Genomic DNA, 25126 nt, shown 5'->3' on the forward strand with positions numbered 1-25126 from the left:
ATCCTAGCCCGTGGTGAGGTTCGCCTTACCTGCGCGGGGCGTCGTCTCGGTCACGTCCGGCAGGCACGCGGGGTCGTCGCTCACGTCGTCCACGATGAGCAGGTCGTCGACCAGGTCCGGGTGCGGGTCGCCGATCGGCACCGGTCTGCGCAGCAGCGGGTGCAGCACGGCCACCGCGGCGTACACCGCGATCGCGAGCACGACGATCGTGGCGCCCGGCGGGATGTCCTGCCAGTAGGTGAGGACCAGGCCCACCAGGCTCACGGTGGCGCCGAGTGCGCTGGCCAGCATCATCGTGCGGCCGAACGAGCGGGCCACGATCTGCGCGATCGCCACGGGCACGATCATCAGCGCGCTGACCAGCAGTGCACCCACCACACGCATCGCCACGGTCACGGTGAGCGCGGCCAGCGTGGCCACGACCATCGACAGCAGCCGGACGGGCAGCCCGCTCGCGCGGGCGAACTCCTCGTCCTGGCTGACCGCGAACAGTGCGTGCCGCAGTCCGACGCCGACGACGAGGATGAGCACAGCCAGGCCGACGGTCCAGGCCAGGTCGGCGGTCGAGACGGTGGAGATCGAGCCGAACAGGTAGCTGACCAGGTTCGCGTTGGTGCCGCCGGCCACCTTGATGAGCAGCACGCCGCCGGCGATGCCGCCGTAGAACATCAGGGCGAGCGCCAGGTCGCCGCTGGTGCGTCCCCGTTCGCGCACCAGCTCGATGACGACCGACCCGATCACCGCGGCCAGCACCGCACCGGGCAGCGCCAGGCTGTCCTGCGGCACGAGTCCGGCCCAGTTGCCGACGAGCCACCCGAGGGCGACACCGGTGAGGGCGACGTGCCCGATGCCGTCGCCCATGAGGGCCAGGCGTCGTTGCACGAGGAACGTGCCGACCACGGGGGCGGCGGCCCCGACGATGAGGGCGACGAGCATCGCGCGCTGCATGAGCGGCGAGGCGAGCATCTGGGCGACCTGGTCCCAGTCGATCACGGGGTCACCTCCACGGAGAGCGTCGGGCCGGTGCCGGGCGGGGGCGGGTCGGCGTGGGCGTGGGTGTGGTCGTGGTGCGCCGAGGCGTGGTCGACGCGCGGCTGCGGCGGGGCGCCGTCATGGGCGACGCGTCCGTGGCGCAGCACGATCGCCCGCTGGATCAGCGGCGCGAACGGGCCGAGCTCGTGCAGGATCACCACGACGGTCGTGCCACCCTCGTGCAGGCGGGCGACGGTCTCGACGAACGTGCTCTGCGTGGGCACGTCGATCCCGGAGGTCGGCTCGTCGAGCACCAGCAGCTCGGGTTCGCGCACGAGCGCGCGGGCGATGAGGACCCGCTGCTGCTGACCGCCGGACAGCTCGTGCACCCGGCGCTGGGCCTTGTCGGTCATGCCGACATCGGCCAGGGCTGCCAGCGCGCGCCGCCGTGCGCCGTGCGGCAGGCGCAGCGTGCGCCCGTGCAGCAGGCCCGAGGTGACGACCTCGAGGGCGGTCGCGGGGATACCCGAGGCGGCGGGCAGTCGTTGCGGGACGTACCCGACGCGGTCCCAGGGGGCACTCGGTCCGAGCGGTTCGCCGAACAGCCGTACCTGCCCGCCGCTGATCGGCACGACGCCGAGCAGCGAGCGGACGAGCGTGGACTTGCCGGAGCCGTTCGCGCCGAGCAGGGCGAGGACCTCGCCGCGGTGCACGCTCAGGTCGATGCCGGCCAGGATGCGCTGGCCGCCGAGCGTGACGGACAGGTCCTGCGCCTGCACCACGGGTCTGGTGGGGGTCTGCCCTTCGGTGGCGGTGTCGGTGCTCACGAGCAGGACGATGCCACGGACAGCGCCTCGAGGTTGGCCTGCGCGACGCTGAAGTAGTCCGACGAGTCGTCGGTGACGCCTTCGATGGGGTCGAGCACGGCAGCCTCGATGCCGAGGTCCGCGGCGAGGGTCTGGGCGACCTTGGGGCTGACGAGGGTCTCGAAGAACACCGTGGTGACCCCGGCGTCCTCGATGGTCCGGGACACCTCGGCGAGCCGGGCGGGCGAGGGCTCCGACTCGGGGTCGAGGCCGGAGATGCCGACCTGCTGGAGGTCGTACCGGGCGGCCAGGTACCCGAAGGCCGCGTGCGCGGTGACGAAGGTGCGCTGGGTGCAGGTGGCCAGCCTCGTCTCGTACTGCGCGTCGAGGTCCTCGAACTCCTGCGCGAGCGCGTCGGCGTTGGCCTGGAAGTCGTCGGCCGCCTCGGGGTCGAGGGTCGAGAGCTCGTCGGCGACGGCCTGCACGAGGCCGGGCATCAGGCTGGGGTCGAGCCAGAAGTGCGGGTCGAGCGTGCCGTGGGCCTCTGCCTCGTCAGCGGCCTCGTCCTCGTGCTCGTCGCTGCCCTCGGCGGCCTCGCGCAGGGTGACGACGTCCGCGGCGTCCAGCGTGGCGGCGGGGCCGGCCTCGGCCACCGCGTCGTCGACGGCCGCCTGGAAGCCGGACAGGTAGACCACCAGGTCGGCGGCGCCGACCTCGGAGACCTGGGCGGGGGAGAGCTCGACGTCGTGCGGTTCTGCTCCCGGCGGGGTGAGCGAGCTGACGCTGACGTGCTCGCCGCCGACCCGTTCGGCGACCAGCTGCAGCGGGTAGAACGAGGCGAGCACCTGCAGCTCGGCGCCGGACCCGCCGGCCGTTCCCTGCGCGCTGCCGGTGCTGCCGCACGCAGCCAGGGCCAGCGCGAGGCCTGCGGCGCCGGCGGCAGCGCCGATCCGGGTGCGGGCGGCGCGGGCGGGGAGCGGGGCACCCGGGGGAGCGGTGCGGGAGGTCGGCGCGGAGATCATGACGATCATTCTCATCAAGACGAGAACGGTTGTCAAAACGCCGACGCGCCGTCCCCGGTAGCCTGGGCGACGCTCGCCCGCTGCACCCAGCCGCGGGCCACCGTCCCTCTGGAGTGATCGATCGTGGCTGCGCCTTCCCGTCTGGATTCCGTCGTCTCCCTCGCCAAGCGCCGGGGGTTCGTCTTCCCCAGCGGCGAGATCTACGGAGGGACGCGCTCCGCCTGGGACTACGGCCCGCTCGGCGTCGAGCTCAAGGAGAACATCAAGCGTCAGTGGTGGCGCACGATGGTCACCAGCCGCGACGACATCGTCGGCCTGGACTCCTCGGTGATCCTGCCCCGTCAGGTCTGGGTCGCCTCCGGCCACGTCGGGGTCTTCACCGACCCGCTCACCGAGTGCCTCTCGTGCCACAAGCGGTTCCGCGAGGACCAGATGCTCGAGGAGTTCGAGGAGAAGAAGGGCCGCGCCCCCGAGGGTGGCCTCGCTGAGATCGCCTGCGCCAACTGCGGGACCCGCGGGCAGTGGACCGAGCCGCGCGACTTCAACATGATGCTCAAGACCTACCTCGGCCCCGTCGAGGACGAGTCCGGGCTGCACTACCTGCGTCCGGAGACCGCGCAGGGCATCTTCGTGAACTTCGCCAACGTGCTCACCGCCGCGCGCAAGAAGCCGCCGTTCGGCATCGGCCAGATCGGCAAGTCGTTCCGCAACGAGATCACGCCGGGCAACTTCATCTTCCGCACGCGCGAGTTCGAGCAGATGGAGATGGAGTTCTTCGTCGAGCCGGGCACCGACGAGGACTGGCACCAGTACTGGATCGACACGCGCACCGCCTGGTACACCGACCTGGGCATCAGCCGCGACAACCTGCGCCACTACGAGCACCCCTCCGAGAAGCTCTCGCACTACTCCAAGCGCACCGTCGACATCGAGTACCGCTTCGGGTTCCAGGGCAGCGAGTGGGGCGAGCTCGAAGGCATCGCCAACCGCACCGACTTCGACCTGACGACCCACACGCAGCACTCCGGGCAGGACCTGTCCTACTTCGACCAGGCCAAGAACGAGCGCTACGTGCCGTACGTCATCGAGCCGGCCGCCGGTCTGACCCGCTCGCTCATGGCGTTCCTGGTCGAGTCGTACACCGAGGACCAGGCACCCAACACCAAGGGTGGCGTCGACACGCGCGTCGTGCTCAAGCTCGACCCGCGACTGGCCCCCGTCAAGGCCGCCGTGCTGCCGCTCTCGCGCAACGAGCAGCTCTCGCCGAAGGCGCGCGACCTGGCCGCCGAGCTGCGCAGGAACTGGAACGTCGACTTCGACGACGCCGGGGCGATCGGTCGCCGCTACCGCCGCCAGGACGAGATCGGCACGCCGTTCTGCATCACGGTCGACTTCGACACGTTGGACGACCAGGCCGTCACGATCCGCCACCGCGACGACATGTCGCAGCAGCGCGTCGCGCTCGACCAGGTCACCGCCTACCTGGCGCAGCGCCTCGTCGGCGCCTGACGTGACGGTCCCGGTGACCCGGCCGGGGACGCCGGCGGCGGACACGGAGCCCGACTGGGTCACCTGGACGATCGACGACGGGTTCGCCGCCCGGCTGGCCCGGGCGCGGCTGCGCCTGGAGGGGATCGTGCTGATCATCCCGGCGTCGATGCTCCTGCTGGTCGGTCTGATCGTCGGGCTGGTGCTGCAGGCGTGGTTCGTCCCTGTCCTGGCTGTCCTGGCCAGCGCGCTGGTCGTCCCGCTGTTCGTGCTGCGCCAGCGATCCAAGGCCCGGCGCACCCACCCCGTCGGCACGGTGCTGCGGTCCTGCGTGACGATGGACGAGCTCCTGCTGGAGGGCCCCCGGGGTACGTCCCGGGTCGGCCACCGGCTCGTGCGGTCGGTGCGGCGGTGGGGCGACATGGTCGTGGTGCGGTTCGCGAACGGCGTGCACGAGGTCATCCCGGTCGAGCTGCTCGGTGAGGACGGTGCCGCGCTGCTCGCGCGCCGCGCCGGGCACAAGCCCCACAAGCCCCGCACACCCCGTCAGCCCGGCGCAGGAGCCGGGCCTGCCGGGGGGTCGGCACCGCCCGGCTGACGGCCCGGCGTGCGCCCAGCGGCCGCCCGCAGGAAGGTGGAGGCATCGATCCCAGCCGTGGCGGAGGTGGTCAGCGTGCCCCGAGTCGTGCACTTCGAGATCCAGGCCGACGACGTCGAACGGGCCAGGGCGTTCTACACGGCGGTCTTCGGCTGGACGTTCGAGGACTACGGGCCCATGGCGGGCTCGGAGTACTGGGGGATCACCACCGGCGGTGACGACGAGCCCGGCATCAACGGGGGGCTGCTGGGCCGGCCGGCAGCGGCTCCCGGTGCGGGCTACGGCACCAACGCCTGGGTGGGCACCGTGCAGGTCGAGGACTTCGACGCCACGGCGGCCGCGATCGAGCGGGCCGGCGGCGTGGTCGCCCTGCCGAAGACGGCCCTGACGGGTCTGGCCTGGCAGGGGTACTTCCTGGACACCGAGGGCAACACGTTCGGCGTCCACCAGCCCGACCCCGAGGCGCGCTGAGTCGACGGACCCCGGCGGGCCCGCGCCAAGGGGTGGCACCGGGGTTTGCGACACTGGGAGCATGACCACGACGCTCCCGGCGCCCACCAGCGTGCTGCCGCCCCTGCGCATCGGCCCGTTGACGGTCGCCACGCCCGTCGTGCTGGCCCCGATGGCCGGTGTGACCAACGCGGCGTTCCGTCGGCTGTGCCGTGAGTCCGGTGCGGGCCTGTACGTGGCCGAGATGGTCACCTCTCGCGCACTGGTCGAACGCAGCCCCGAGTCGCTGCGGATCATCTCGCACGAGCCCGACGAGCGGCCGCGCTCGGTGCAGGTCTACGGCGTGGACCCGGCGACCGTCGGCGCGGCGGTGCGGATCATCGCGGAGGAGGACCGGGCCGACCACGTCGACCTGAACTTCGGCTGCCCCGTGCCCAAGGTGACGCGCAAGGGCGGCGGCGCGGTGCTGCCGTGGAAGTCGGGGCTCTTCCGCGCGATCGTCAAGGCCGCGGTCGACGCGGCCGCCCCGCACGGGGTGCCGGTGACGGTCAAGATGCGCAAGGGCGTCGACGAGGACCACCTGACGTACCTGGAGGCCGGTCTGGTCGCGCAGGACCTGGGCGTTGCGGCCGTCGCGCTTCATGCCCGCACGGCGGCCGACTACTACTCGGGTACGGCCGACTGGGAGTCGATCGCCCGGCTGAAGCAGACCGTCACGGACATCCCCGTGCTGGGCAACGGTGACATCTGGTCGGCGGAGGACGCGCTGGCGATGGTCGAGCAGACCGGGTGCGACGGCGTGGTCGTCGGCCGGGGCTGCCAGGGGCGCCCGTGGCTGTTCGCCGACCTGGCCGCCGCCTTCGCCGGCTCGGACGTGCGGGTGCGGCCCGGCCTGGGCGAGGTGGCCCGGGTGGTGCGTCGGCACGCCGAGCTGATGGTCGAGCACTTCGGCGAGGAGTCCAAGGCGCTGCGGGAGATGCGCAAGCACATGGCCTGGTACTTCAAGGGTTACGTGGTCGGCGGCGAGCTGCGCGCCCAGCTGGGGCTGGTCTCCACCCTGGCCGAGCTCGAGGACCGCTTGGCCCAGCTCGACCTCGACCAGCCGTACCCGGGTGCGCCGGCCGAGGGGCAGCGCGGGCGGGCCGGGTCGCCCAAGCGGCCGCACGTGCCCGACGGCTGGCTCGACTCGCGTGAGCTGTCCGAGGACTTCCGGCGTGCGCTCGCCGAGGCCGAGCTGTCGGTCTCGGGCGGCTGACCCGAGGGCGTCATAGGGTCGTCCGCATGGTCATGGAGTCGGGCGACTACCTCGAGGTCAACCGCGCGAACTGGGACAGCCGGGCGCCGGTGCACGCGCGCGGCTACAACATCGACGGCCTGCTGGCCGACCCGGCGGCGCTGTCGGGCGTGGTGCGCTTCGACCTGCCGCACCTGGGTGACCTCAGCGATCTGGACGTGCTGCACCTGCAGTGCCACATCGGCACGGACACGTTGAGCCTGTCCCGGCTCGGCGCCCGGGTCACCGGGGTGGACCTGTCGGGGGCGTCGCTGGCCGAGGCCCGCCTGCTGGCCGACCGCGCGGGTGCCGACATCGACTACGTCGAGTGCGACGTCTACTCCGCGCCGCAGGCGCTGGGCGAGCGCCGGTTCGACCTGGTCTACACCGGCATCGGGGCGTTGTGCTGGTTGCCCGACATCGAGCGGTGGGCGCAGACGGTCGCCGCACTGCTGCGACCGGGCGGCCGTCTCGTCGTGCGCGACGGGCACCCGGTGCTCCTGGCCGCGCTCGGTGCCGCGGTGTCGGCGGAGGTCGAGGACAGGGCCCAGCAGCCGTGGATCACGGCGGAGGGCGAGCTGACGGTTGCGCTCGAGCTGCCGTACTTCGAGCAGGTCGAGCCGTTGGTCTGGAACGACGACTACAGCTACGCGGGCACGGACAAGGTCGCCTCGCCACGCTCGGTGGAGTGGAACCACGGCCTGGGGGAGATCGTCACCGCGGTGCTGGGCGCCGGGCTGGAGCTGACGGCGCTGCTCGAGCACGACAGCGTGCCGTGGGAGGCGCTGCCGGGGTTGATGGTCGAGGACGAGACGGGCGAGTACCGGCTGCGGGACCGTCCGCAGCGGCTGCCGGCGAGCTTCACGCTGACGGCGCGGCGGCCGGCCGTCTGAGGCTCGGCGCCTCGTCGGGCGCTGCGTCGGGTCAGACTCGACGGACCGCCAGCGTGCGGGCGATCCGCTCGGCCTCGGCCGGCGTCGCGTGCGGGGCACCCAGGTCGCGCGTGCCGACAGCCAGTGCGCCGACGGCGGAGGCCAGGGCGAGTGCGTCGAGGGTGCCGGCGCCCGCCAGGCGTGCGTGCAGGAGCCCGGCCAGGAAGGCGTCGCCGGCCCCGTTGGTGTCCACGACCTCGGTGACGGCGGCGGCGGGTACCTCGATCCAGCCGTCGGCGTCGAGCGCGAGCGCGCCGTCACCTCCGCGGCTGCAGACCGCGAGGGTGCACCCGGCCGCGACCCGGGCTTCCAGGTAGGCCGCGGGGTCCTCCAGGCGCGCGTCGCTGACCAGCAGCACGTCGGCGGTGTCGGCGAAGGGTCGCTGGAACGCGCTGCGCCCGTCGTCGTCGTGCACGTCGCACCACACGGGGATGCCGGCTGCGCGTGCGGCGGCGAGCACGGGCAGCGCGTGCTCGGCCAGGTCGACCACGGCGGCGTCGGCACGTTCCAGCGCAGCGCCCACCTCGGGGTCCAGCGTGGCGCCGGCCGGCAGTGCTGCGGGCAGCTCGAGGTACACGGACACGCGTCCGCCGTCGTCGGCCATGAGGTTGAGGTGTCGCTCGGTGCGGCCGTCGCGCGCGGGTGCGGCGATCAGGCGGAGGCGGGGGTGGGTCAGGGCGGCGCGCACGTGATCGGCGGGTTCGTCGTCGCCCAGCAGGGTGCGCAGGACGACGTCGGTGCCCAGTGCGGCGAGCGTCAGGGCCTTGCCGGCCGAGGTCCCGCCGAGCCCGTCGTGGTGGCTGCGTGCGGCCAGGGTCTGCGACCGGGCCTCGGGCAGGCGGTCGACGTGCACGAGCGTGTTCCAGGACGCGGGACCGACGACGAGCACGTGTGCCATGCGCAGCACTGTACGCATCGGCGTGCGCCGGTGCTGCAAGCTGCTGCAACTCGTTGCAGTCGCGCCTCGGTGTGACGAAGGCCCCGGGGTGTGTCCCGGGGCCTTCGTGCGACCCGGCGTGGCCGGCCGGGTCAGTCAGTCCTGCCGGACAGCCCAGACCGTCGCGTCGGACGGCAGCAGCAGCGAGCCGTCGACTCCCGTCGTCACGTCCGCCGAGGCGAGCACGACGCGCAGGCCGCCCGGCAGCTCGACGGGCTCCTCGCCCAGGTTGGCCACCACGAGCAGGTCGCCGTTGTGGAACGCCACGACGTCCTCGCCGTCGATCTCCCGGGCCCACTGCAGGCCGCCGAGGCCCAGGCCGCGTGCGCGGCGCTCGGCCAGCGCGGCCCGGTACAGCTCGTACGTCGAGCCGGCGACCCCGCGCTGGGCGTCGGCGGCGTAGGCGGCCCAGCCCTCGGGCTGGGGCAGCCAGGAGACGCCCGAGGGGGAGAACCCGAAGCCGGGGGAGTCCTTCTCCCACGGCAGCGGCACACGGCAGCCGTCACGGCCCCGCTCGGAGCCCTGCGTGCGGAAGAACGCCGGGTCCTGGCGCAGGTCGTCGTCGAGCGCGGTGTGCTCGGGCAGGCCCAGCTCCTCGCCCTGGTACACGTACGCGGAGCCGGGCAGGGCGAGCATGAGCAGCGCGGCGGCGCGGGCGCGGCGCAGGCCGAGTTCCTCGTCGGGCTGCTCGTCGCCGTGGCCGATCCCGTTGGGGCGTGCCCCGGGGTCGGGCAGCCCGAACCGTGAGGCGTGCCGCACGACGTCGTGGTTGGACAGCACCCACGTGGTGGGCGCGCCCACCGAGTCGTTCACGGCGTACGAGGCGGTGATGACCTGGCGCAGCGGTGCGGCGTGCCAGCCGGCGGCCAGGAACGCGAAGTTGAACGCCTGCTGCATCTCGTCGGGCCGCACGTACAGGGCCAGGCGCGAGAGCGGCTCGACCCACGCCTCGGCGACCAGCGCGCGGTCTCCGGCGTACCCGGCCAGCACGCGGTGCCAGGCGCGGTAGATCTCGTGCACGCCGTCCTGGTCGAACATGGGGCCGGCGTTGCCGGACCCGGTGACCTCGTCGGCCCGGTCGACGGGACCGCCGTCCGTGCTGGTGTCCGTGCCTTCGATCATCGACACGTGCCCGTCCCAGTCGGGCAGACCCGGCTGCTTGACCATGCCGTGCGCGACGTCGATGCGGAACCCGTCCACGCCCCGGTCGAGCCAGAACCGCAGCACGTCCTCGAACTCGCTGCGGACCTGCGGGTGCTCCCAGTTCAGGTCGGGCTGGCGCGCGTCGAACAGGTGCAGGTACCACTGCCCGGGGGTCCCGTCGGCGTCCGTGGTGCGGGTCCAGGCGGGGCCGCCGAAGATCGACTGCCAGTTGTTGGGCGGCAGCTCCCCGTGCGCGCCGCGCCCCTCGCGGAACAGGTAGCGCTCCCGCTCCGGCGAGCCGGGGCCGGCGGCCAGGGCGGCCTGGAACCAGACGTGCTCGTCGGAGGTGTGGTTGGGCACCAGGTCGACGATGACGCGCAGGCCGAGCGTGTGGGCGCGCTCGAGCAGCGCGTCGAAGTCCTCCAACGTGCCGAACAGCGGGTCGACGTCGCGGTAGTCGGCCACGTCGTACCCGGCGTCGGCCTGGGGCGAGCGGTAGAACGGCGAGAGCCACACGGCGTCCACGCCGAGGGCCGCCAGGTGGTCCAGCCGGGCGGTGATGCCGGGCAGGTCGCCGATGCCGTCCCCCGAGGCGTCGGCGAAGGACCGCGGGTAGACCTGGTAGATCACCGCGTGGCGCCACCACTGCTCACCCGGGGCGCCGGGGGCGTGGGCCAGGGCGGTGGCGTCGCCGGTCAGGGGGTTCACGGTCGTCACGGGGGCGTGCCTCGATTCAGGTGCGGCGGGGTTCGGTGGCTTCGGCGCCGGTGGGTGGGGGTGCAGCGGTCTGGGTGCGGGGCGCGGGACGCAGTGGTGCGTCCGGTCGTGCCCGCGCGGGAGGTGGCTCCGTGCGTGTCAGGAGGCGGCGTGCGCGAGCGGTGCGGCGCCCGTCGACCCGCGGACGATGAGCTCGGGGTGGAACAGCAGCTCGGTCCGTGAGGCGGGGTGCCCGCTGATCTCGGCGGCCAGCGCGGAGACGGCGGCGTGGCCCATGGCGAGCACCGGCTGGCGCACGGTGGTCAGCGGCGGGTCGGTGAACGCGATGAGCGGGGAGTCGTCGAATCCGACGACGGACAGGTCGCCGGGTACGGACAGCCCGCGCGAGCGGGCCGCGCGGATCGCACCGAGGGCCATGAGGTCCGAGCCGCAGATGATCGCGGTGTGGCCTGAGTCGATGAGCTCGAGCGCTGCGGCCTGGCCGCCCTCGACGGTGAACAGCGTGGACACGATGTGCCCGCTGGGGTCGTCGATGCCGAGCTCGCTGTGCAGCAGGCGGGCGAAGGCCTCGTGCTTGCGGCGGGCGGGCGTGAACCGGTCGGGTCCGATGGCCAGCCCGATCGAGCGGTGGCCGAGGGAGAGCAGGTGGCGCACGGACTGCTCGAGAGCGGCGGAGTCGTCGGTCGAGACGGTGGGGGCGTCCACGCCCTCGGCGTAGCCGTTGACCAGCACGATCGGCAGTCCGCGGCTGCGCAGCCGGTGGTAGCGCTCCTTGCTGGCGCTGGAGTCGGCGTGCAGGCCGGAGACGAACACGATGCCGTCGACGGCGTGCTCGAGCAGCATCTCGACGTACTGGTCCTCGGTGGTGCCCCCGGGGGACTGCGTGCACAGCAGGGGGGTGTAGCCGCGCTCGGTGAGCATGGTCTCGATGACCTGGGCGAACGCCGGGAACACCGGGTTGGACAGCTCGGGGACGACGAGCCCCACGAGTCCGGCCGAGCGGGTGCGCAGCTTCTCGGGGCGCTCGTAGCCGAGCACGTCGAGTGCGGCCAGGACCGCCTGGCGGGCCTGTGTCGAGACGCCGTGCTTGCCGTTGAGGACCCGCGAGACGGTGGCCGTGCTGACGCCTGCCTGTTCGGCGAGGTCGGTCAGACGGGTGCGCACGGGTGGCAGCGTATTGGACATCCGGACCTCCTCGTCCTCGGTGTTCGAACTGTCCGGCCGGGTGTCGGAATCGTCCGGGGATGTTCTGCCGGAGCGTGCCCCGGAGCAGCATCGTACGGCCTGTGAAACCGTTGCCTGAAAGTTACCGTAACGACTTGCAAGCGCCGTGGCAACGAGGTTAGCGTCGCGCCATCAGGCCAGCGTCGGTGGGTGAACCGCCGGCGACCGGCATGCCACACCGACCCTCTTGGGAGAACACGATGCGACGGAGCATCCCCGTTGTCGCTGCGACGCTCGGCCTTGCGCTGACGCTCGCGGCCTGCTCGGGCTCGAGCGACGAGCCCGCAGACGACTCGACCTCCTCGGCGCCGGCCGCGGACGGCGGCAGCCTCACGATCTGGGTCGACGAGACCCGCCAGTCGGCCGTCGAGGCCGCCGCTGCGGCGTTCGAGGACGAGACCGGCGCGACCGTCGAGCTCGTGCTGAAGAACTTCGGCGACATCCGCGCCGACTTCCTCGCCCAGGTGCCCACGGGCGAGGGCCCCGACATCACCGTCGGCGCGCACGACTGGCTCGGCGAGCTGACCACCAACGGCGTCGTGGCACCCATCGAGCTCGGCGACAAGGCCGCGGAGTTCGAGCCCGTCTCGATCGAGGCGTTCACCGCGGACGGCCAGGTCTACGGCCTGCCCTACGCCGTGGAGAACCTCGCGCTCATCCGCAACACCGCGCTGGCCGCGACCGCGCCGGCCACGTGGGACGAGGCCGTCGCCGCCGGGCAGGCAGCCGGCTCGAAGTACCCGATCCTCATCCAGACGGGTGTCGAGGGCGACCCCTACACCTACTACCCGTTGCAGACCTCGTTCGGTGCGCCCGTGTTCACGCAGAACGAGGACGGCACCTACAACCCCGAGCTCGCGCTCGGCGGCGAGAACGGCAACGCGTTCGCCACGTGGCTGCAGGGACAGGGCGCGGCCGGGGTGCTCAGCACCGACATCACCTACGACATCGCCGTCGACGCGTTCTCCAAGGGTGAGTCGCCGTTCATCATCGGCGGCCCCTGGATGATCGAGTCGTTCGAGGGCCTCGACCTGGCCATCGACCCGATCCCGACCGCGGGCGGGCAGCCCGCGCAGCCGTTCGTGGGCGTCTCCGGCTTCTACGTCAGCGCCCAGAGCCAGAACGCGCTGCTCGCCAACGACTTCCTCGTCAACTACATGGCCACCGAGGACGCCCAGCTGGCGCTCTACGAGGCCGGCAACCGTCCGCCGGCCCTCATCGCGGCCGCCGACTCCGCGGCGTCCGACCCGATCACCGACGGCTTCCGCAAGGTCGGCGCGGCCGCCGTGCCGATGCCCTCGATCCCCGAGATGGGCGCCGTGTGGGCCTTCTGGGGCGTCACCGAGGCCAACATCATCTCCGGCGCGGCCGAGCCCGTGGCCGCCTGGGAGAAGATGGTGACCGACATCCAGGGCGCGCTCGGCTCCTGAGCCGCACCGCCGCCCGTCGGTCCGGCGGCGCGCAGGGGTCGACCCCGCGCGTCGCCGGGCCGTGTGCCCCACCTCGTCATCCGCCCGGAGGCCGCAGATGTCCACCCCGCAGTCCACCCTCGACGGCCCGGTCAGCACCGGCGCACCGGGCGGCGGCGAACCCCCCACCGACCGACCCCGCCGCGGCGGCGACGGCTCGCACGCCCGCAACTACTCGCGCGGCTTCTTCGTCAAGCTCGCGATCATCGCCCTGGTCGACGCGCTCGGCGTGCTGGGTGTGATGGCGGCCTGGGGCCAGGGCTCCTACGGCATCCTCGCCTCGATGGTGGCGCTGCTGGCGGCCGCCAACTGGGCGTACTTCTCGCGGCGCGCCCTCCCGATGAAGTACATCCTGCCGGGGCTGGCGTTCCTGCTCGTCTACCAGGTGTACGTGGTCGTCTACACCGGCTTCGTGGCGTTCACCAACTACGGCGACGGCCACAACTCGACCAAGGAGCAGGCCATCGAGGCGCTGCTCATCCAGAACGAGCGACGCGTCGAGGGCTCGCAGGCGTACCCGCTGACCGTCGTCGAGGTCGACGGCGAGCTCGGCTTCGCGATCGTCACCACCGACGGCGACGTCCAGGTGGGCACCGCGGACTCGCCGCTGGCCACGCAGGACGACGCGACCGTGACCGACGGGCGGGTCTCCGAGGTCCCCGGCGCGAACGTGCTGGACCGCAACGCCGTGCTCGCCCAGCAGGACGCCGTCACGACGCTGCGGGTGCCGTTCTCCGACGACCCCGAGGACGGGTCGATCCGTACGCAGGACGCGCGCACCGGCTACGTCTACACCTCCACGCTGGAGTACGACGAGCAGGCCGACACGATGACGGACACCACGACCGGCACCGTGTACCGCCCCAACGACCACGGCCAGTTCGAGGCCGAGGACGGCTCCACGCTCGCCGTGGGATGGCGCGTCGTGGTCGGCCTCGAGAACTTCACCACCGCGTTCGGCGACAGCCGCTACGCCGGGCCGTTCGTCAAGATCCTGGTGTGGACGTTCGCGTTCGCGGTGATCTCCGTGGCCAGCACGTTCCTGCTCGGGCTGTTCCTGGCGATGGTCTTCAACGACACCCGCCTGCGCGGCCGCAAGATCTACCGGACGCTGCTGATCCTGCCGTACGCGATCCCCGGGTTCCTGGCCGCGCTCGTGTGGGCCGGCCTGCTCAACCGCAGCTACGGGTTCATCAACCAGGTGTTCTTCAACGGCGCGGCGATCCCGTGGCTCACCGACCCCTGGCTGGCGAAGGTCTCGGTCATCGGCGTGAACCTGTGGCTCGGCTTCCCGTACATGTTCCTCATCTGCACCGGCGCGCTGCAGTCGCTGCCCTCCGACGTGCTCGAGGCAGCCAAGATCGACGGCGCGGGCAAGCTGCGCACGTGGCGCTCGGTGATCCTGCCGCTGCTGCTGGTCTCCACCGCGCCGCTGCTGATCTCCTCGTTCGCGTTCAACTTCAACAACTTCACGCTCATCTACATGCTCACCAAGGGTGGTCCGCGGTTCGCCGACGCCTCGGTGCCGCTGGGGCACACCGACATCCTCATCTCGATGGTCTACTCCGTCTCCGGCATCGACGGCACCGCACCGAAGAACTACGGGCTGGCCAGCGCGCTGTCGATCGTCATCTTCCTCATCGTCGCCACCATCTCGGCCCTGGCCTTCCGCCGGACCCGCTCGCTCGAGGAGATCAGCTGACATGGCCGCCGACACCCTCTCCGTCCCTGTCCGCTCCCAGGGCCCGCAGGTGCACCACCAGCGCATGAAGCCCGGCCGGTGGATGCGCGAGCTCGGCTGGCGCCACCTGGTCGGCGTGATCGGCGTCGCCTACGCCGCGTTCCCGATCGTCTACATCGTCTCGGCGGCACTGTCCGACAAGGGCACCCTCACGGGTTCGAACGAGCTGTTCGCCCAGGTGAGCACCGCGAACTTCGACAACCTCAACGCGACCGCGTTCTGGACGTGGATGGTCAACACCCTCGTCATCGCCGTGGTCACCGGCCTGGGCACGGTCCTCATGGGCGCCGCGGCCGCCTACGCGTTCTCCCGGTTCCGGTTCAGCGGGCGGCGCACGGGCCTGACCTCGCTGCTGGTGATCCAGATGTTCCCGCAGATGCTGGCGTTCGTGGCGATCTTCCTGCTGCTCATCGGGCTGGGCAACGTCGTACCGGTGCTCGGGCTGAACAGCAAGCTCGCGCTCATCTGCGTCTACCTGGGCGGCGCGCTCGGCGTGAACACGTTCCTCATGTACGGGTTCTTCAACACCGTGCCGCGCGAGCTGGACGAGGCGGCCAAGATCGACGGCGCCACGCACGGGCAGATCTACTGGACGATCATCCTGCGGCTCGTCTCGCCGATCCTCGCCGTCGTGGCCCTGCTGTCGTTCATCAGCACGTTCGGCGAGTTCATCATCGCCCGCTCGGTGCTGCAGTCGGAGAGCAACTGGACGCTCGCCGTGGGCCTGTACGCGTGGGTCGCCGACCGGCTCGACGCCAACTGGGGGCTGTTCGCCGCCGGCGCCGTGATCTCCGCGATCCCCGTGCTGGTCCTGTTCCTGTTCCTGCAGAAGTACATCGTCGGCGGGCTGACCGCCGGCTCCGTGAAGGGCTGAGGCGTGGCGCACCACCTGCTCGACCAGCCGCACCACGACGGGTCCGAGCAGTACGTCCCTACGGGCGTGCCCCGGCTCGGCGACGTGGTGCCCGTGCGGTTCCGCGTCCCGGCCGGCGGCACCGAGCGCGAGGTCTGGGTCCGCACCGTGCGTGACGGAGAACCGCGCATGGAGCCGGCCCGGCTGGATCGCGTGGACGAGCACGAGCGGTGGTACGTCGCCGACGTGCCCGTGCACAACCCCGTCACGAGCTACCGGGCGCTGCTCGTCGAGCCCGGCGGGTACCGCTGGCTCAACGGGCGCGGCGTGCACGCCCGCGACGTCCCCGACGCCGCCGACTTCCGGCTCACCGTGCACGAGCCGGCACCCGCGTGGCTCGACGATGCCGTCGTCTACCAGGTGTTCCCCGACCGGTTCGCGCGTTCCAGCGGGCACGAGGGGCCGCCGACCGGTCCGCTGCCCGACTGGGCGTTGCCGGCTGCCTGGTCGGACGAGCCCATCGGGGAGGGGCCCGGCACGCCCACCCAGCTGTACGGCGGCGACCTGCCGGGCATCGAGTCCCGGCTGGCGCACCTGCAGCGCCTCGGGGTGGACACGCTGTACCTGACCCCGGTGTTCCCCGCCCGTTCCAACCACCGGTACGACGCGAGCACGTTCGACCACGTCGACCCGCTGCTCGGCGGCGACGTCGCGTTCGCCTCGCTCAGCCGCGCGGTGCACGCACGCGGCATGCGGATCATCGGTGACCTCACCACCAACCACACCGGTGCCGGGCACGAGTGGTTCGCCCGCGCGCTGGCGGACCGGACCTCGCAGGAGGCCGAGTTCTACTACTGGCAGGACGCCGAGCCCGGGTACGTCGCCTGGCTCGGGCACGCCTCGCTGCCCAAGCTCGACTACCGGGCGGCCTCGCTGGCCCGCCGGATGATCGAGGGCCCCGACTCCGTCATCGCCCGGGGCCTGCGCGAGCCGTACGCGCTGGACGGCTGGCGCATCGACGTGGCCAACATGACGGGTCGGTACGCCGCCGACGACGTCACCCACCAGGTCGCCCGCACCATCCGTGCCACCATGCGCGCGATCAACCCCGACGCGGTGCTCGTCGCCGAGCACTTCCACGACGCCGGCACCGACCTGCAGGCCGGCGGCTGGCACGCCAACATGAACTACTCGGCGTTCACCCGCCCGGTGTGGACCTGGCTCGTGGACCCGGCCACCACGCTGGACTTCCTCGGGCTGCCCGCCCGGATCCCGCGGCGCGACGCACGCGCGATGGTGGACACCATGCGTGACTTCGACTCCGCCGTGCCGTGGAACGTCACGACCCACCAGTGGAACATGCTCGGCTCGCACGACACCCCCCGGGTGCGCACGGTCGTGGGCTCACGCGAGCACGTCGAGGTCGCCGCCGGTCTGCTGTTCACCTACCCGGGCACACCGGCCATGTTCGCCGGCGACGAGGGCGGTCTGACCGGACGCAACGGCGAGCACGCACGCGTGCCCATGCCGTGGGCGCAGATCGACGCCGGGGGAGGCCCTGGCTGGGACGCCGCGACGTTCGAGGTGTTCCGTCGCCTCGTCGCGCTGCGTCGCTCGTCGCGCGCGCTGCGGCAGGGCGGTCTGCGGTGGGCGCTCGTCGAGGACGACGCCGTGGCCTACCTGCGCGAGACCGCCGACGAGCGGGTGCTCGTGCTCGCCGCACGCGCCCCCTGGGTGGGCGCACGCCTGCCGCGTCACCTGCTGGGTCGGGGAGCCGAACCGGAGAACCTCTACGGCGGGGCACCGCTGGAGGTCACCCAGCACGGCCTGGTGCTGCCCGGCGACGGGCCCGGTGTGCAGGTGTGGCGGCTGCCGTGACGGGCATCGACACCAGCACCAGCGCCAGCACCGGTCTCGGCGTCCGCGGGGACGGGCCGCCACCGGGGCCCCACCTGCCCACCGAGCTCGCGGCGCAGTTGCGTGCCCTCGGCGTCCGCCCCGGCGGGGTGCTGCTGGTGCACGCGAGCCTGCGGGCGATCGGCACGGTCGTCGCCGGTGCGCAAGGTGTGGTGCTCGCGCTCGAGGACGCGCTCGGACCCGCCGGGACCCTCGTGATGCCCAGCCAGTCGTGGCAGCTGTGCGACCCGCAGTACCTGGACGACCCGCAGGTGCCCGCCGAACGACGTGACGAGGTGCGCGACGCCCTGCCCGCGTACGACCCGGCGTGGACGCCGTCGCGCACCATGGGCGCCGTCGCCGAGGCACTGCGCACCCAGCCGGGCACGCTGCGCTCGGGGCACCCGCACCGCTCGTTCGTGGCGCGCGGACCCGCCGCCGCCGACCTGCTGGCACGGCACGACCTGGACGACCCCGTCGGAGAGGGTTCCCCGCTGGCGCAGGTGCACGCGGCGGGCGCCCAGGTGCTGCTGCTGGGTGTCGGGTACGACAAGTGCACCGCCCTGCACCTGGCCGAGGCCCGCTCCGGTCTGCCCGTGGCCCGCGTGCCCAACGGTGCCCCGTTGATGCTCGACGGACGCCGCACCTGGGTGCGGTTCGAGGAGCCTGCCGTCGACGACGGCGACTTCCTCGCGCTCGGCGAGGCGTTCGCCGTGACCCGCCGCGAACGCTCCGGTCAGGTCGGGGGAGCCACCGCACGGCTGGTCGACATGCGTGAGCTCGTCTGCTTCGCCGCCGCCTGGTTCGCCCGGACACGGCTGGCGCAGGCATAGCACCGGCCCGGTCCTGCGACCGGGCCGGTGCTATGCCGTCAGGTCAGACCTGCTGGCCTGAGCAGGTCGTGGTGCACGACGTCCGCCACAGGCCGCTCAGCGCGGCGAGGGCGTCGTTGCGGACCAGGCGCTCACCGTTGGGGCCGAGGCGCGTCGCGTTCGGCGTGGACGGGGTCGTCGCGTCCCCGTCGTCCGGAGTGGTGCCCGCACCGGGGGTCGTGCCCGACCCCGGCGTGGTCCCCGGGTCAGGAGTCGCTCCTGCGTCGGGCGTGGTGCCCGACCCGGGTGTGGTGCCCGACCCGGGGGTCGGGTCCGGTACGGGGGTGGTGCCCGAGCCGGGGGTCGGCTCGGCGCCGGGCTCGGACGTCCCCGGGTCGGTCCCACCGGTGCCGGGGGTCGGGTCAGGGGTGCTCGAGCCTCCGTCGCCCACGATCAGGGCCGCGGTCAGCACGCTGGAGCGGCCCGCCTTGTACACCGTCACGTCGTAGGTCCCCGGGACCAGGGCCGGGGTCAGGAAGCTCACCCGGGTCGAGGTCGCGGAGATGACGTCCGCGATGCCCATGGCGCCCACGCGCACACCGACACCGGACTCCAGAGCCAGGCCGCGGATCTCGACGAGGTCACCGCCGTCCACCGAGACGTGGACGGGGCTGATCCGGGTGACCTGGAAGGCCCCGACGTTCGCGTAGGACTTGTAGTCCGGGCCCGTCGGGTCCTCCGTGCCGGGGTCGCTCGAACCCGGGTCGGAGCTTCCTGGGTCGCTGGTCCCGGGGTCGGTACCGGTGCCGGGGGTTCCGGGGTCGGTGCCGGAGCCCGGGTCGGTGGTCCCGGGGTCGCTCGTGCCGGGGTCCGTGCCGCTGCCGGGGTCGGTGGTTCCTGGGTCGGTGGTTCCTGGGTCGGTGGTGCCGGGGTCGGTGCCGGAGCCCGGGTCGGTGGTTCCCGGGTCGCTCGTGCCGGGGTCCGTGCCGCTGCCGGGATCGGTGGTTCCTGGGTCGGTGGTGCCGGGGTCGGTGCCGGAGCCCGGGTCGGTGGTTCCCGGGTCGCTCGGGCCGGGGTCCGTGCCGCTGCCCGGGTCGGTGCTCGGCTCCGGGACCGGTGTGCCCGGAGTGACGGTGCCCGGGTCCGGGATCACCACGTCGGCGTCGACGATCAGCGGCGCAGCGTACGGACGGCTCATCGGCTGCCCGTCCTTGAGCACCTGCGCGAGCAGGGCGAACCGGCCCTCGCCGAGTGTCAGCGCCGGGGTGAGTGACGTCGTGCCCAGGAAGGGCAGCGTGCCCAGGTCGAACGACGCCGAACCGGTGTCGTCGGTCTCGGCGGTGACGCCCGCCAGGGTGATGTCCTCGCCGGAGACAGCCCAGACCTCGCCCTCGACCAGCATCGCCAGCCCCAGACGCACCGTGTAGGTGCCCGTGCTCGCCGTCGAGGTGACCTGCACGGCCGGTTGCTGGGCACCGGGGCGGGCGACCATGGAGGAGAACTCGTAGCTGATCGACTCGTTCGCGCCGGCGCCGGCGCTCCTGATCGACCCGATGCTCAGGCGCCCACCGCTGACCGACCTGGCCGTCAGGGCAGCGAGCCTGGTCGTGTCGGCCAGGACCGCGGCCTTGAGCTCGGCGACGGTCGCATCCGGGTTGACCGACCGGTACAGCGCCATCGCACCCGCCACGTGCGGTGCAGCGATGGACGTCCCCGACACGAGCCGGTAGCCACCGTCGTTCCACGTCGAGACGACCTTGTCGCCGGGTGCGAACAGGTCCACGGATGTCTGCCCGTAGGCGCTGGTGGACGCGGGCGTGTCCAGGGCCGTGGTGGACCCGACCGTGATCAGGCCGTCGTTCGGCATCGAGGCGGGGTAGACGAGGTTGGCGTCGCGGTTGCCCGCGTCGTTGCCCGCAGCGGCCACGACGGGCACACCGTGGGCGCTCGCGTAGTCGATCGCCGAGCTCATCGCCGCCAGCGTCGAACCGCCGAACGTGCCACCGAAGCTCGCGTTGATGACGTCGGCGCCGTTGTCGACCGCGTACCGGAACGCCTGGATCGCCAGGTTGACGTCGACGTTCTCCCCACCGCCGACCACCAACGGCATGATCTGCGTCTTGGGTGCCACCCCGACCAGGCCGTGGCCGTTGTCGATGCGGGCGGCGACGGTGCCGGACACCGTCGTGCCGTGCGAGCCGTAGCTGCCGTTGTCGACGTCAGGGGAGTTCGCGTAGAAGTTCCAGCCGTGGCAGTCGCCGACCTTGCCGTTGGCGTTGGTGTCCGCGGTGCCGCACGCCTCGGTCGGGCTCGTCCACAGGGCACCGACCAGGTCGGGGTGGTCGGAGTCGAAGCCGGTGTCGACCACGGCCACGACGGTGTCCTGACCCTGGGTCACGTCCCACCCGGACGGGGCGTCGATGTCGGCGCCGGCCTTCGCCTCCTGCAGGTACGCGTTGGACCCGGTGTTCTCCAGGTTCCACCCGTACGGGGCGTACAGCGGGTCGCTCGCGCTCGCGGCGACGGGCACCTCGACGGACTCCTGCGCGTGGGCGACCTGGGGCAGCGCACGGACGGCCTCGAGGCTCAGGCGGGTGGCGACGAGGACCTGTCCGTCGTGCAGGCGCTGCGCCGAGGCGATCGCCGGCGTCGCCGCCAGGGCTCGCAGCACGTCGTCCGAGCCGGCAGGCAGGGCCGCAGGGGTGGGCTCGACCGCACCGGTCGGTACCGGCTCGACGGGGGAGGTGACGGGCGGCGCGGTGGGAGGTACGGCGGCGGGGGCGCCCTGCGACCCGGCAGCAGTGACGGGCAGGATCGTGCCGTCAGCGCCGGGGGACACGGCCATGGCGGCGTCCGCGGTCACGTAGTAGCCGAGTCCCTCGGAGGTCACCACCTGCCCGTCGGTGCCCAGCTCGGCCTGCGCCTTGCTGAGCAGCGCCAGGTCGATGCGACCGCGCACGGCGCCCGCGTCCGAGCCGTCGACGACGGACGGGGACGGTGTCATCGGTGCAGCCGTGGTCTGCGCGGCCCCGGGCGTCGGTGCCGAGACCGCGTCCGGCGTGCCCACGCCCGGGTCGCCTGTGAGGGTCACGACGTACCGGTTCAGACCGTCGCCCTGGCCGTAGGAGTCGGCGACGGCCACCGCGGGGCTCGCCATCGACAGGCCGACGACCCCGAGGGTGGCCATGACGCTCAGGGTCGCCGTGGCGGCGACGCTCCGCGTGCGCCAGGTCCGAGGGTGCTGGGGACGCATCATGCCCGCCCTTCCATGGGTCCGTGGGGCTCTGGTGCGGCGCACGGTGCCGGTCTGTCCGCCGCAGACCATGGTGGGTCCGTCGGTCGGGCGCCGCGAGCCCCGTTCGCCCGGGTCGAGCAGGGATTGCCCGGGGTTGGGTCAGCCGAACGGCCTACCAGGTTCATCCCTGTCGCACCCGCTGCCGGGGGCCGGACGCCCGGCGCGGTGAGCGACGACGGGGCCGACGACCCCTGCCGGCTCGTTAGTCTGGTCGCGTGACCGCCCTCGAGCAGACCCGCGCTGTCGACGGCTACGTCGACACCGACCGGGAGCGGTGGTTGCGCGAGGCCCCCAAGTCCAGCGAGCGCAGCGCGTTCGAACGGGACCGCGCCCGCATCGTCCACTCCTCGGCCCTGCGTCGGCTCGGTGCCAAGACCCAGGTGCTCGGCCCGTCGACCGACGACTTCGTGCGCACCCGGCTCACTCACACCCTCGAGGTCGCGCAGGTCGGCCGTGAGATCGGCAAGGCCCTGGGCTGCGACCCGGACGTCGTGGACACCGCGTGCCTCGCGCACGACCTCGGGCACCCCCCGTTCGGGCACAACGGCGAACGGGCGCTCGCGGACCTCGCGCGGGACATCGGCGGGTTCGAGGGCAACGCCCAGACGTTGCGGCTGCTGACCCGGCTCGAGCCGAAGGTCGTCGACCGCGACGGTCGATCGGTGGGGCTCAACCTCACCCGGGCCAGCCTCGACGCGTCCGTGAAGTACCCGTGGCGGTTCGGCCAGGGGCCGCTCAGCGCGGCCAGCGGCCGTCCGACGCACAAGTTCGGTGTCTACGAGGACGACCTGCCGGTGTTCACGTGGCTGCGCGCCGACGCACCGGTCGACCGCAAGTGCCTCGAGGCGCAGGCGATGGACCTGGCCGACGACATCTCCTACTCGGTGCACGACGTCGAGGACGCCGTGGTGGGCGGACGGTTCGACCTGGCGGTGCTGGGACAGGCCGAGGAGCGCGACCGGGTCGTGGAGGCCGTGCAGACCTGGTACGGCGGCGCCGTGCCGGCCGAGGGCCTGCAGGACGCGATGGACCGGTTGGTCGCCGCCGAGCTGTGGCGGCCCGGGTTCGACGGGTCGCGCGGGGCGCTGGCCATGCTCAAGGACGCCACCAGCCAGCTCATCGGCCGGTTCGCGAAGGCCGCCCAGCTGGCCACCCGGGAGCGGTACGGCCCCGGGCCGCTCACGCGGTACGCCGCCGACCTCATCGTGCCGGTGGAGACCCTCGCCGAGATCCTCGTGCTCAAGGGCCTGGCCGTCGCGTACGTGATGGCGCCGCGCGAGCTCGAGCCGCTGTACCACCGCCAGCGCGAGGTGCTCGCCGACCTGGTGCAGGTGCTCAGCGAACGTGCCCCCACCGCCCTCGAGCCGCCGTTCGCCGCAGACTGGGCCGCTGCCGCGGACGACGCCGCGCGGCTGCGCGTGGTCATCGACCAGGTGGCCTCGATGACCGACGTGTCCGCGGCGGCCACGCACGCCCAGCTGGTCCGGCCCCCGCGCCGCTGACGCCTAGACTTCGCGCGTGGCAGGTCGGATCCGTCGGGAGGACGTCGAGGCGGTCCGCGAGCGTGCGCGCATCGAGGAGATCGTCGGCGCGCACGTCTCCCTGAGGCCCGCCGGCGTCGGCTCGATGAAGGGCCTGTGCCCGTTCCACGACGAGCGCTCGCCCTCGTTCCACGTGCGCCCGCAGGTCGGCCGCTACCACTGCTTCGGCTGCGGCGAGGGCGGTGACGTCATCGCGTTCGTGCAGAAGGTCGACGGCCTGGGCTTCCAGGAGGCCGTGGAGTACCTGGCCGGGCGGGTGGGGCTGCAGCTGCGGTACGAGGAGGGCGGTGCACCCCGGCCCGGTGAGGAGCCCGGCAAGCGCCGCCGGCTGCTCGACGCGCACCGCGTGGCCGAGGAGTTCTACCGTGAGCAGCTGACCTCGCCGGGTGCGGCCGCGGGCCGGGCGTTCCTCGCCGAGCGCGGGTTCGACCGGTCGGCTGCCGACCAGTTCGGGGTCGGGTTCGCCCCTCAGGGCTGGGACTCGCTCATGAGGCACCTGCGCGGGCGCGGGTTCACCGAGGCCGAGCTGACCGCGTCCGGCCTGGTCAGCCAGGGCAATCGCGGCATCTACGACCGGTTCCGCGGGCGGCTGGTCTGGCCCATCCGCGAGGTCACCGGCGACACGGTCGGTTTCGGTGCCCGCAAGCTGTTCGACGAGGACCAGGGCCCCAAGTACCTGAACACCCCCGAGACACCGCTGTACAAGAAGTCCCAGGTGCTCTACGGCATCGACCTGGCCAAACGCGAGATCGCCAAGGAGAAGCGGGTCGTCGTCGTCGAGGGTTACACCGACGTCATGGCGATGCACCTGTCAGGGGTGGGCGGCGCGGTCGCCACGTGCGGGACGGCGTTCGGCTCCGACCACGCGCGGATCGTGCGCCGGCTGGTCGGCGACTCCGGTTCGGCCGGCGGGGTCCAGCTGGCGTCGGGTACCTCGCTGGGCGGCGAGATCATCTTCACGTTCGACGGTGACGCCGCCGGACGCAAGGCGGCGCTGCGCGCGTTCGGCGAGGACCAGGCGTTCTCGGCGCAGACGTTCGTGGCGGTCGAGGCCTCCGGCATGGACCCGTGCGAGCTGCGGCAGGCCAAGGGACCGGATGCCGTGCGTGCCCTGGTGGCGCACCGCACGCCCCTGTACGAGTTCGTGATCCGCTCGACCCTCGCCTCGTTCGACCTGGGCACCGCGGAGGGCCGGGTCGCCGCCCTGCGGGCCGCGGCGCCCGTCGTGGCGGGGATCCGGGACGCAGCCCTGCGGCCGGAGTACACGCGGCTGCTGGCCGGGTGGCTCGGCATGGACGACCAGGGCGCCGTGCGGCAGGCGGTGCACGGGGCGTCCCGGACGGGTCAGGTCCGCGGCGCACCGGACCGCGGCCGCGACACCCGCGCCGCCCGGCCGGACCACGGCGGTGCACGCGAGGAGGTCGAGTCGAGCGCCCCGCCCGTCGCCCGCATGCCGGTGCCCGACCGCCGGGATCCCGTCGCCCAGGTGGAGCGCACCGCGCTCGAGGTCGTGCTGCAGCACCCCGAGCTGGTGCCCGAGGAGTTCGACGAGCTCGCGGCGGACGCGTTCGCGGCACCGGCCTACCGCGCCGTGCACGAGGCGGTGCGCGCGGCCGGTGGTCTGGGTGCGGGCCGTGCGGCCGTGCAGGGCGCCGGCGGGACCGCCACGGGCTGGGTCGGCCAGGTCATCGAGCAGGCGGCCGCACCGGTGCAGCCGCTGGTCACCGAGCTGGCCGTCGCCCCGCTGCCCGAGGACCGGCCCGACGTGCTGGGCGACTACGTGCGCGGAGTGGTGCTGCGGCTGGTGGAGATCGGGTTCACCCGGCACATCGCCGAGCTGCGCGGACGCCTGCAGCGCATGGACGCCACCGCCGACCCCGCCGGGTACCAGGCCGCGTTCGCCGAGCTGGTCGCGGTCGAGGGGCGCCGACGCACGCTGCGCGAGAGCGCCTGACGC

The 25126-nt window shown here is 72.9% G+C and carries 19 protein-coding genes; 12 read left to right on the forward strand and 7 right to left on the reverse strand.

All coding sequences use genetic code 11. From position 1 onward, the window contains the following. Positions 1 to 3: 3 nt before the first annotated feature. Genes ACTHAM_RS05385 through ACTHAM_RS05395 form a run of 3 tightly spaced genes read right to left on the reverse strand, consistent with a single transcriptional unit; the run spans position 4 to position 2800 of the window. On the reverse strand, positions 4 to 966 hold the full coding sequence (locus tag ACTHAM_RS05385) for a metal ABC transporter permease (RefSeq protein ID WP_440685648.1): 963 nt from the start codon (positions 964 to 966) through the stop codon (positions 4 to 6). A 23-nt stretch (positions 967 to 989) separates the two neighbouring features. Beyond that, a complete protein-coding gene (locus tag ACTHAM_RS05390) occupies positions 990 to 1799 on the reverse strand; it encodes a metal ABC transporter ATP-binding protein (RefSeq protein ID WP_440685131.1) in 810 nt (269 codons plus the stop codon). After that, positions 1796 to 2800: a metal ABC transporter substrate-binding protein gene (locus ACTHAM_RS05395; protein WP_440685133.1), complete on the reverse strand. Its 1005-nt coding sequence runs from the start codon at positions 2798 to 2800 to the stop codon at positions 1796 to 1798. Before ACTHAM_RS05395 ends, ACTHAM_RS05390 begins: the two co-directional genes overlap by 4 nt. A 123-nt stretch (positions 2801 to 2923) precedes the next feature. Here ACTHAM_RS05395 and ACTHAM_RS05400 point away from each other — a divergent pair, with 123 nt between their 5' ends. The 5 genes from ACTHAM_RS05400 to ACTHAM_RS05420 all read left to right on the forward strand — a co-directional run bounded on the left by ACTHAM_RS05400 (position 2924) and on the right by ACTHAM_RS05420 (position 7502). Next, positions 2924 to 4309: a glycine--tRNA ligase gene (locus ACTHAM_RS05400; protein WP_440685135.1), complete on the forward strand. Its 1386-nt coding sequence runs from the start codon at positions 2924 to 2926 to the stop codon at positions 4307 to 4309. Between the two features lie 13 nt (positions 4310 to 4322). Continuing rightward, complete coding sequence (locus ACTHAM_RS05405) at positions 4323 to 4886, forward strand: hypothetical protein (protein WP_440685137.1); 564 nt, start codon at positions 4323 to 4325, stop codon at positions 4884 to 4886. Between the two features lie 75 nt (positions 4887 to 4961). After that, positions 4962 to 5357 carry a VOC family protein gene (locus ACTHAM_RS05410; RefSeq protein WP_440685139.1) on the forward strand — a complete coding sequence of 132 codons (396 nt, stop codon included), beginning with the start codon at positions 4962 to 4964 and terminating at the stop codon, positions 5355 to 5357. Positions 5358 to 5418: 61 nt separating this feature from the next. Then, positions 5419 to 6591 (forward strand): tRNA dihydrouridine synthase DusB, encoded by a 1173-nt coding sequence (gene dusB, locus ACTHAM_RS05415; protein WP_440685141.1) that lies wholly within the window; start codon positions 5419 to 5421, stop codon positions 6589 to 6591. A 26-nt stretch (positions 6592 to 6617) separates the two neighbouring features. Further along, positions 6618 to 7502: a class I SAM-dependent methyltransferase gene (locus ACTHAM_RS05420; protein WP_440685143.1), complete on the forward strand. Its 885-nt coding sequence runs from the start codon at positions 6618 to 6620 to the stop codon at positions 7500 to 7502. Between the two features lie 31 nt (positions 7503 to 7533). Here ACTHAM_RS05420 and ACTHAM_RS05425 read toward each other — a convergent pair whose 3' ends face one another. From ACTHAM_RS05425 to ACTHAM_RS05435, 3 genes are all read right to left on the reverse strand, one after another. Continuing rightward, positions 7534 to 8439, reverse strand: coding sequence for a carbohydrate kinase family protein (locus tag ACTHAM_RS05425; protein ID WP_440685145.1), 906 nt, complete (start codon positions 8437 to 8439; stop codon positions 7534 to 7536). Positions 8440 to 8574: 135 nt separating this feature from the next. Beyond that, a complete protein-coding gene (locus tag ACTHAM_RS05430) occupies positions 8575 to 10338 on the reverse strand; it encodes a glycoside hydrolase family 13 protein (protein ID WP_440685147.1) in 1764 nt (587 codons plus the stop codon). A gap of 138 nt (positions 10339 to 10476) precedes the next feature. Beyond that, positions 10477 to 11523 carry a LacI family DNA-binding transcriptional regulator gene (locus ACTHAM_RS05435; RefSeq protein WP_440685149.1) on the reverse strand — a complete coding sequence of 349 codons (1047 nt, stop codon included), beginning with the start codon at positions 11521 to 11523 and terminating at the stop codon, positions 10477 to 10479. Positions 11524 to 11762: 239 nt separating this feature from the next. Between ACTHAM_RS05435 and ACTHAM_RS05440 the strand changes: the two genes are divergently transcribed. The 5 genes from ACTHAM_RS05440 (at position 11763) to ACTHAM_RS05460 (ending at position 18354) form a co-directional block, all read left to right on the forward strand. Then, positions 11763 to 12992, forward strand: coding sequence for a sugar ABC transporter substrate-binding protein (locus ACTHAM_RS05440; protein ID WP_440685151.1), 1230 nt, complete (start codon positions 11763 to 11765; stop codon positions 12990 to 12992). Between the two features lie 97 nt (positions 12993 to 13089). Next, on the forward strand, positions 13090 to 14733 hold the full coding sequence (locus ACTHAM_RS05445; RefSeq protein ID WP_440685153.1) for an ABC transporter permease subunit: 1644 nt from the start codon (positions 13090 to 13092) through the stop codon (positions 14731 to 14733). 1 nt (position 14734) lies between these two features. Then, positions 14735 to 15646, forward strand: coding sequence for a sugar ABC transporter permease (locus ACTHAM_RS05450; RefSeq protein ID WP_440685155.1), 912 nt, complete (start codon positions 14735 to 14737; stop codon positions 15644 to 15646). 3 nt (positions 15647 to 15649) lie between these two features. Beyond that, a complete protein-coding gene (locus tag ACTHAM_RS05455; RefSeq protein ID WP_440685157.1) occupies positions 15650 to 17503 on the forward strand; it encodes a glycoside hydrolase family 13 protein in 1854 nt (617 codons plus the stop codon). After that, entirely contained in the window at positions 17500 to 18354 is an 855-nt protein-coding gene (locus tag ACTHAM_RS05460) for an aminoglycoside N(3)-acetyltransferase (protein WP_440685159.1), read from the forward strand. Before ACTHAM_RS05455 ends, ACTHAM_RS05460 begins: the two co-directional genes overlap by 4 nt. Before the next feature lie 43 nt (positions 18355 to 18397). Here the strand turns inward: ACTHAM_RS05460 and ACTHAM_RS05465 are convergent, their stop codons facing one another. Continuing rightward, positions 18398 to 21520, reverse strand: a complete 3123-nt coding sequence (locus tag ACTHAM_RS05465) for a S8 family serine peptidase (RefSeq protein WP_440685161.1) — start codon at positions 21518 to 21520, stop codon at positions 18398 to 18400. A gap of 323 nt (positions 21521 to 21843) precedes the next feature. On the opposite strand from ACTHAM_RS05465, the gene ACTHAM_RS05470 reads away from it, so the two are divergent. Then, positions 21844 to 23130, forward strand: a complete 1287-nt coding sequence (locus ACTHAM_RS05470) for a deoxyguanosinetriphosphate triphosphohydrolase (protein ID WP_440685163.1) — start codon at positions 21844 to 21846, stop codon at positions 23128 to 23130. Between the two features lie 16 nt (positions 23131 to 23146). Beyond that, complete coding sequence (dnaG, locus tag ACTHAM_RS05475; protein ID WP_440685165.1) at positions 23147 to 25123, forward strand: DNA primase; 1977 nt, start codon at positions 23147 to 23149, stop codon at positions 25121 to 25123. Positions 25124 to 25126: the final 3 nt, after the last annotated feature.

The organism is Cellulomonas soli, from assembly GCF_052036975.1.
Taxonomy (GTDB): Bacteria; Actinomycetota; Actinomycetes; order Actinomycetales; family Cellulomonadaceae; genus Cellulomonas; species Cellulomonas soli_A.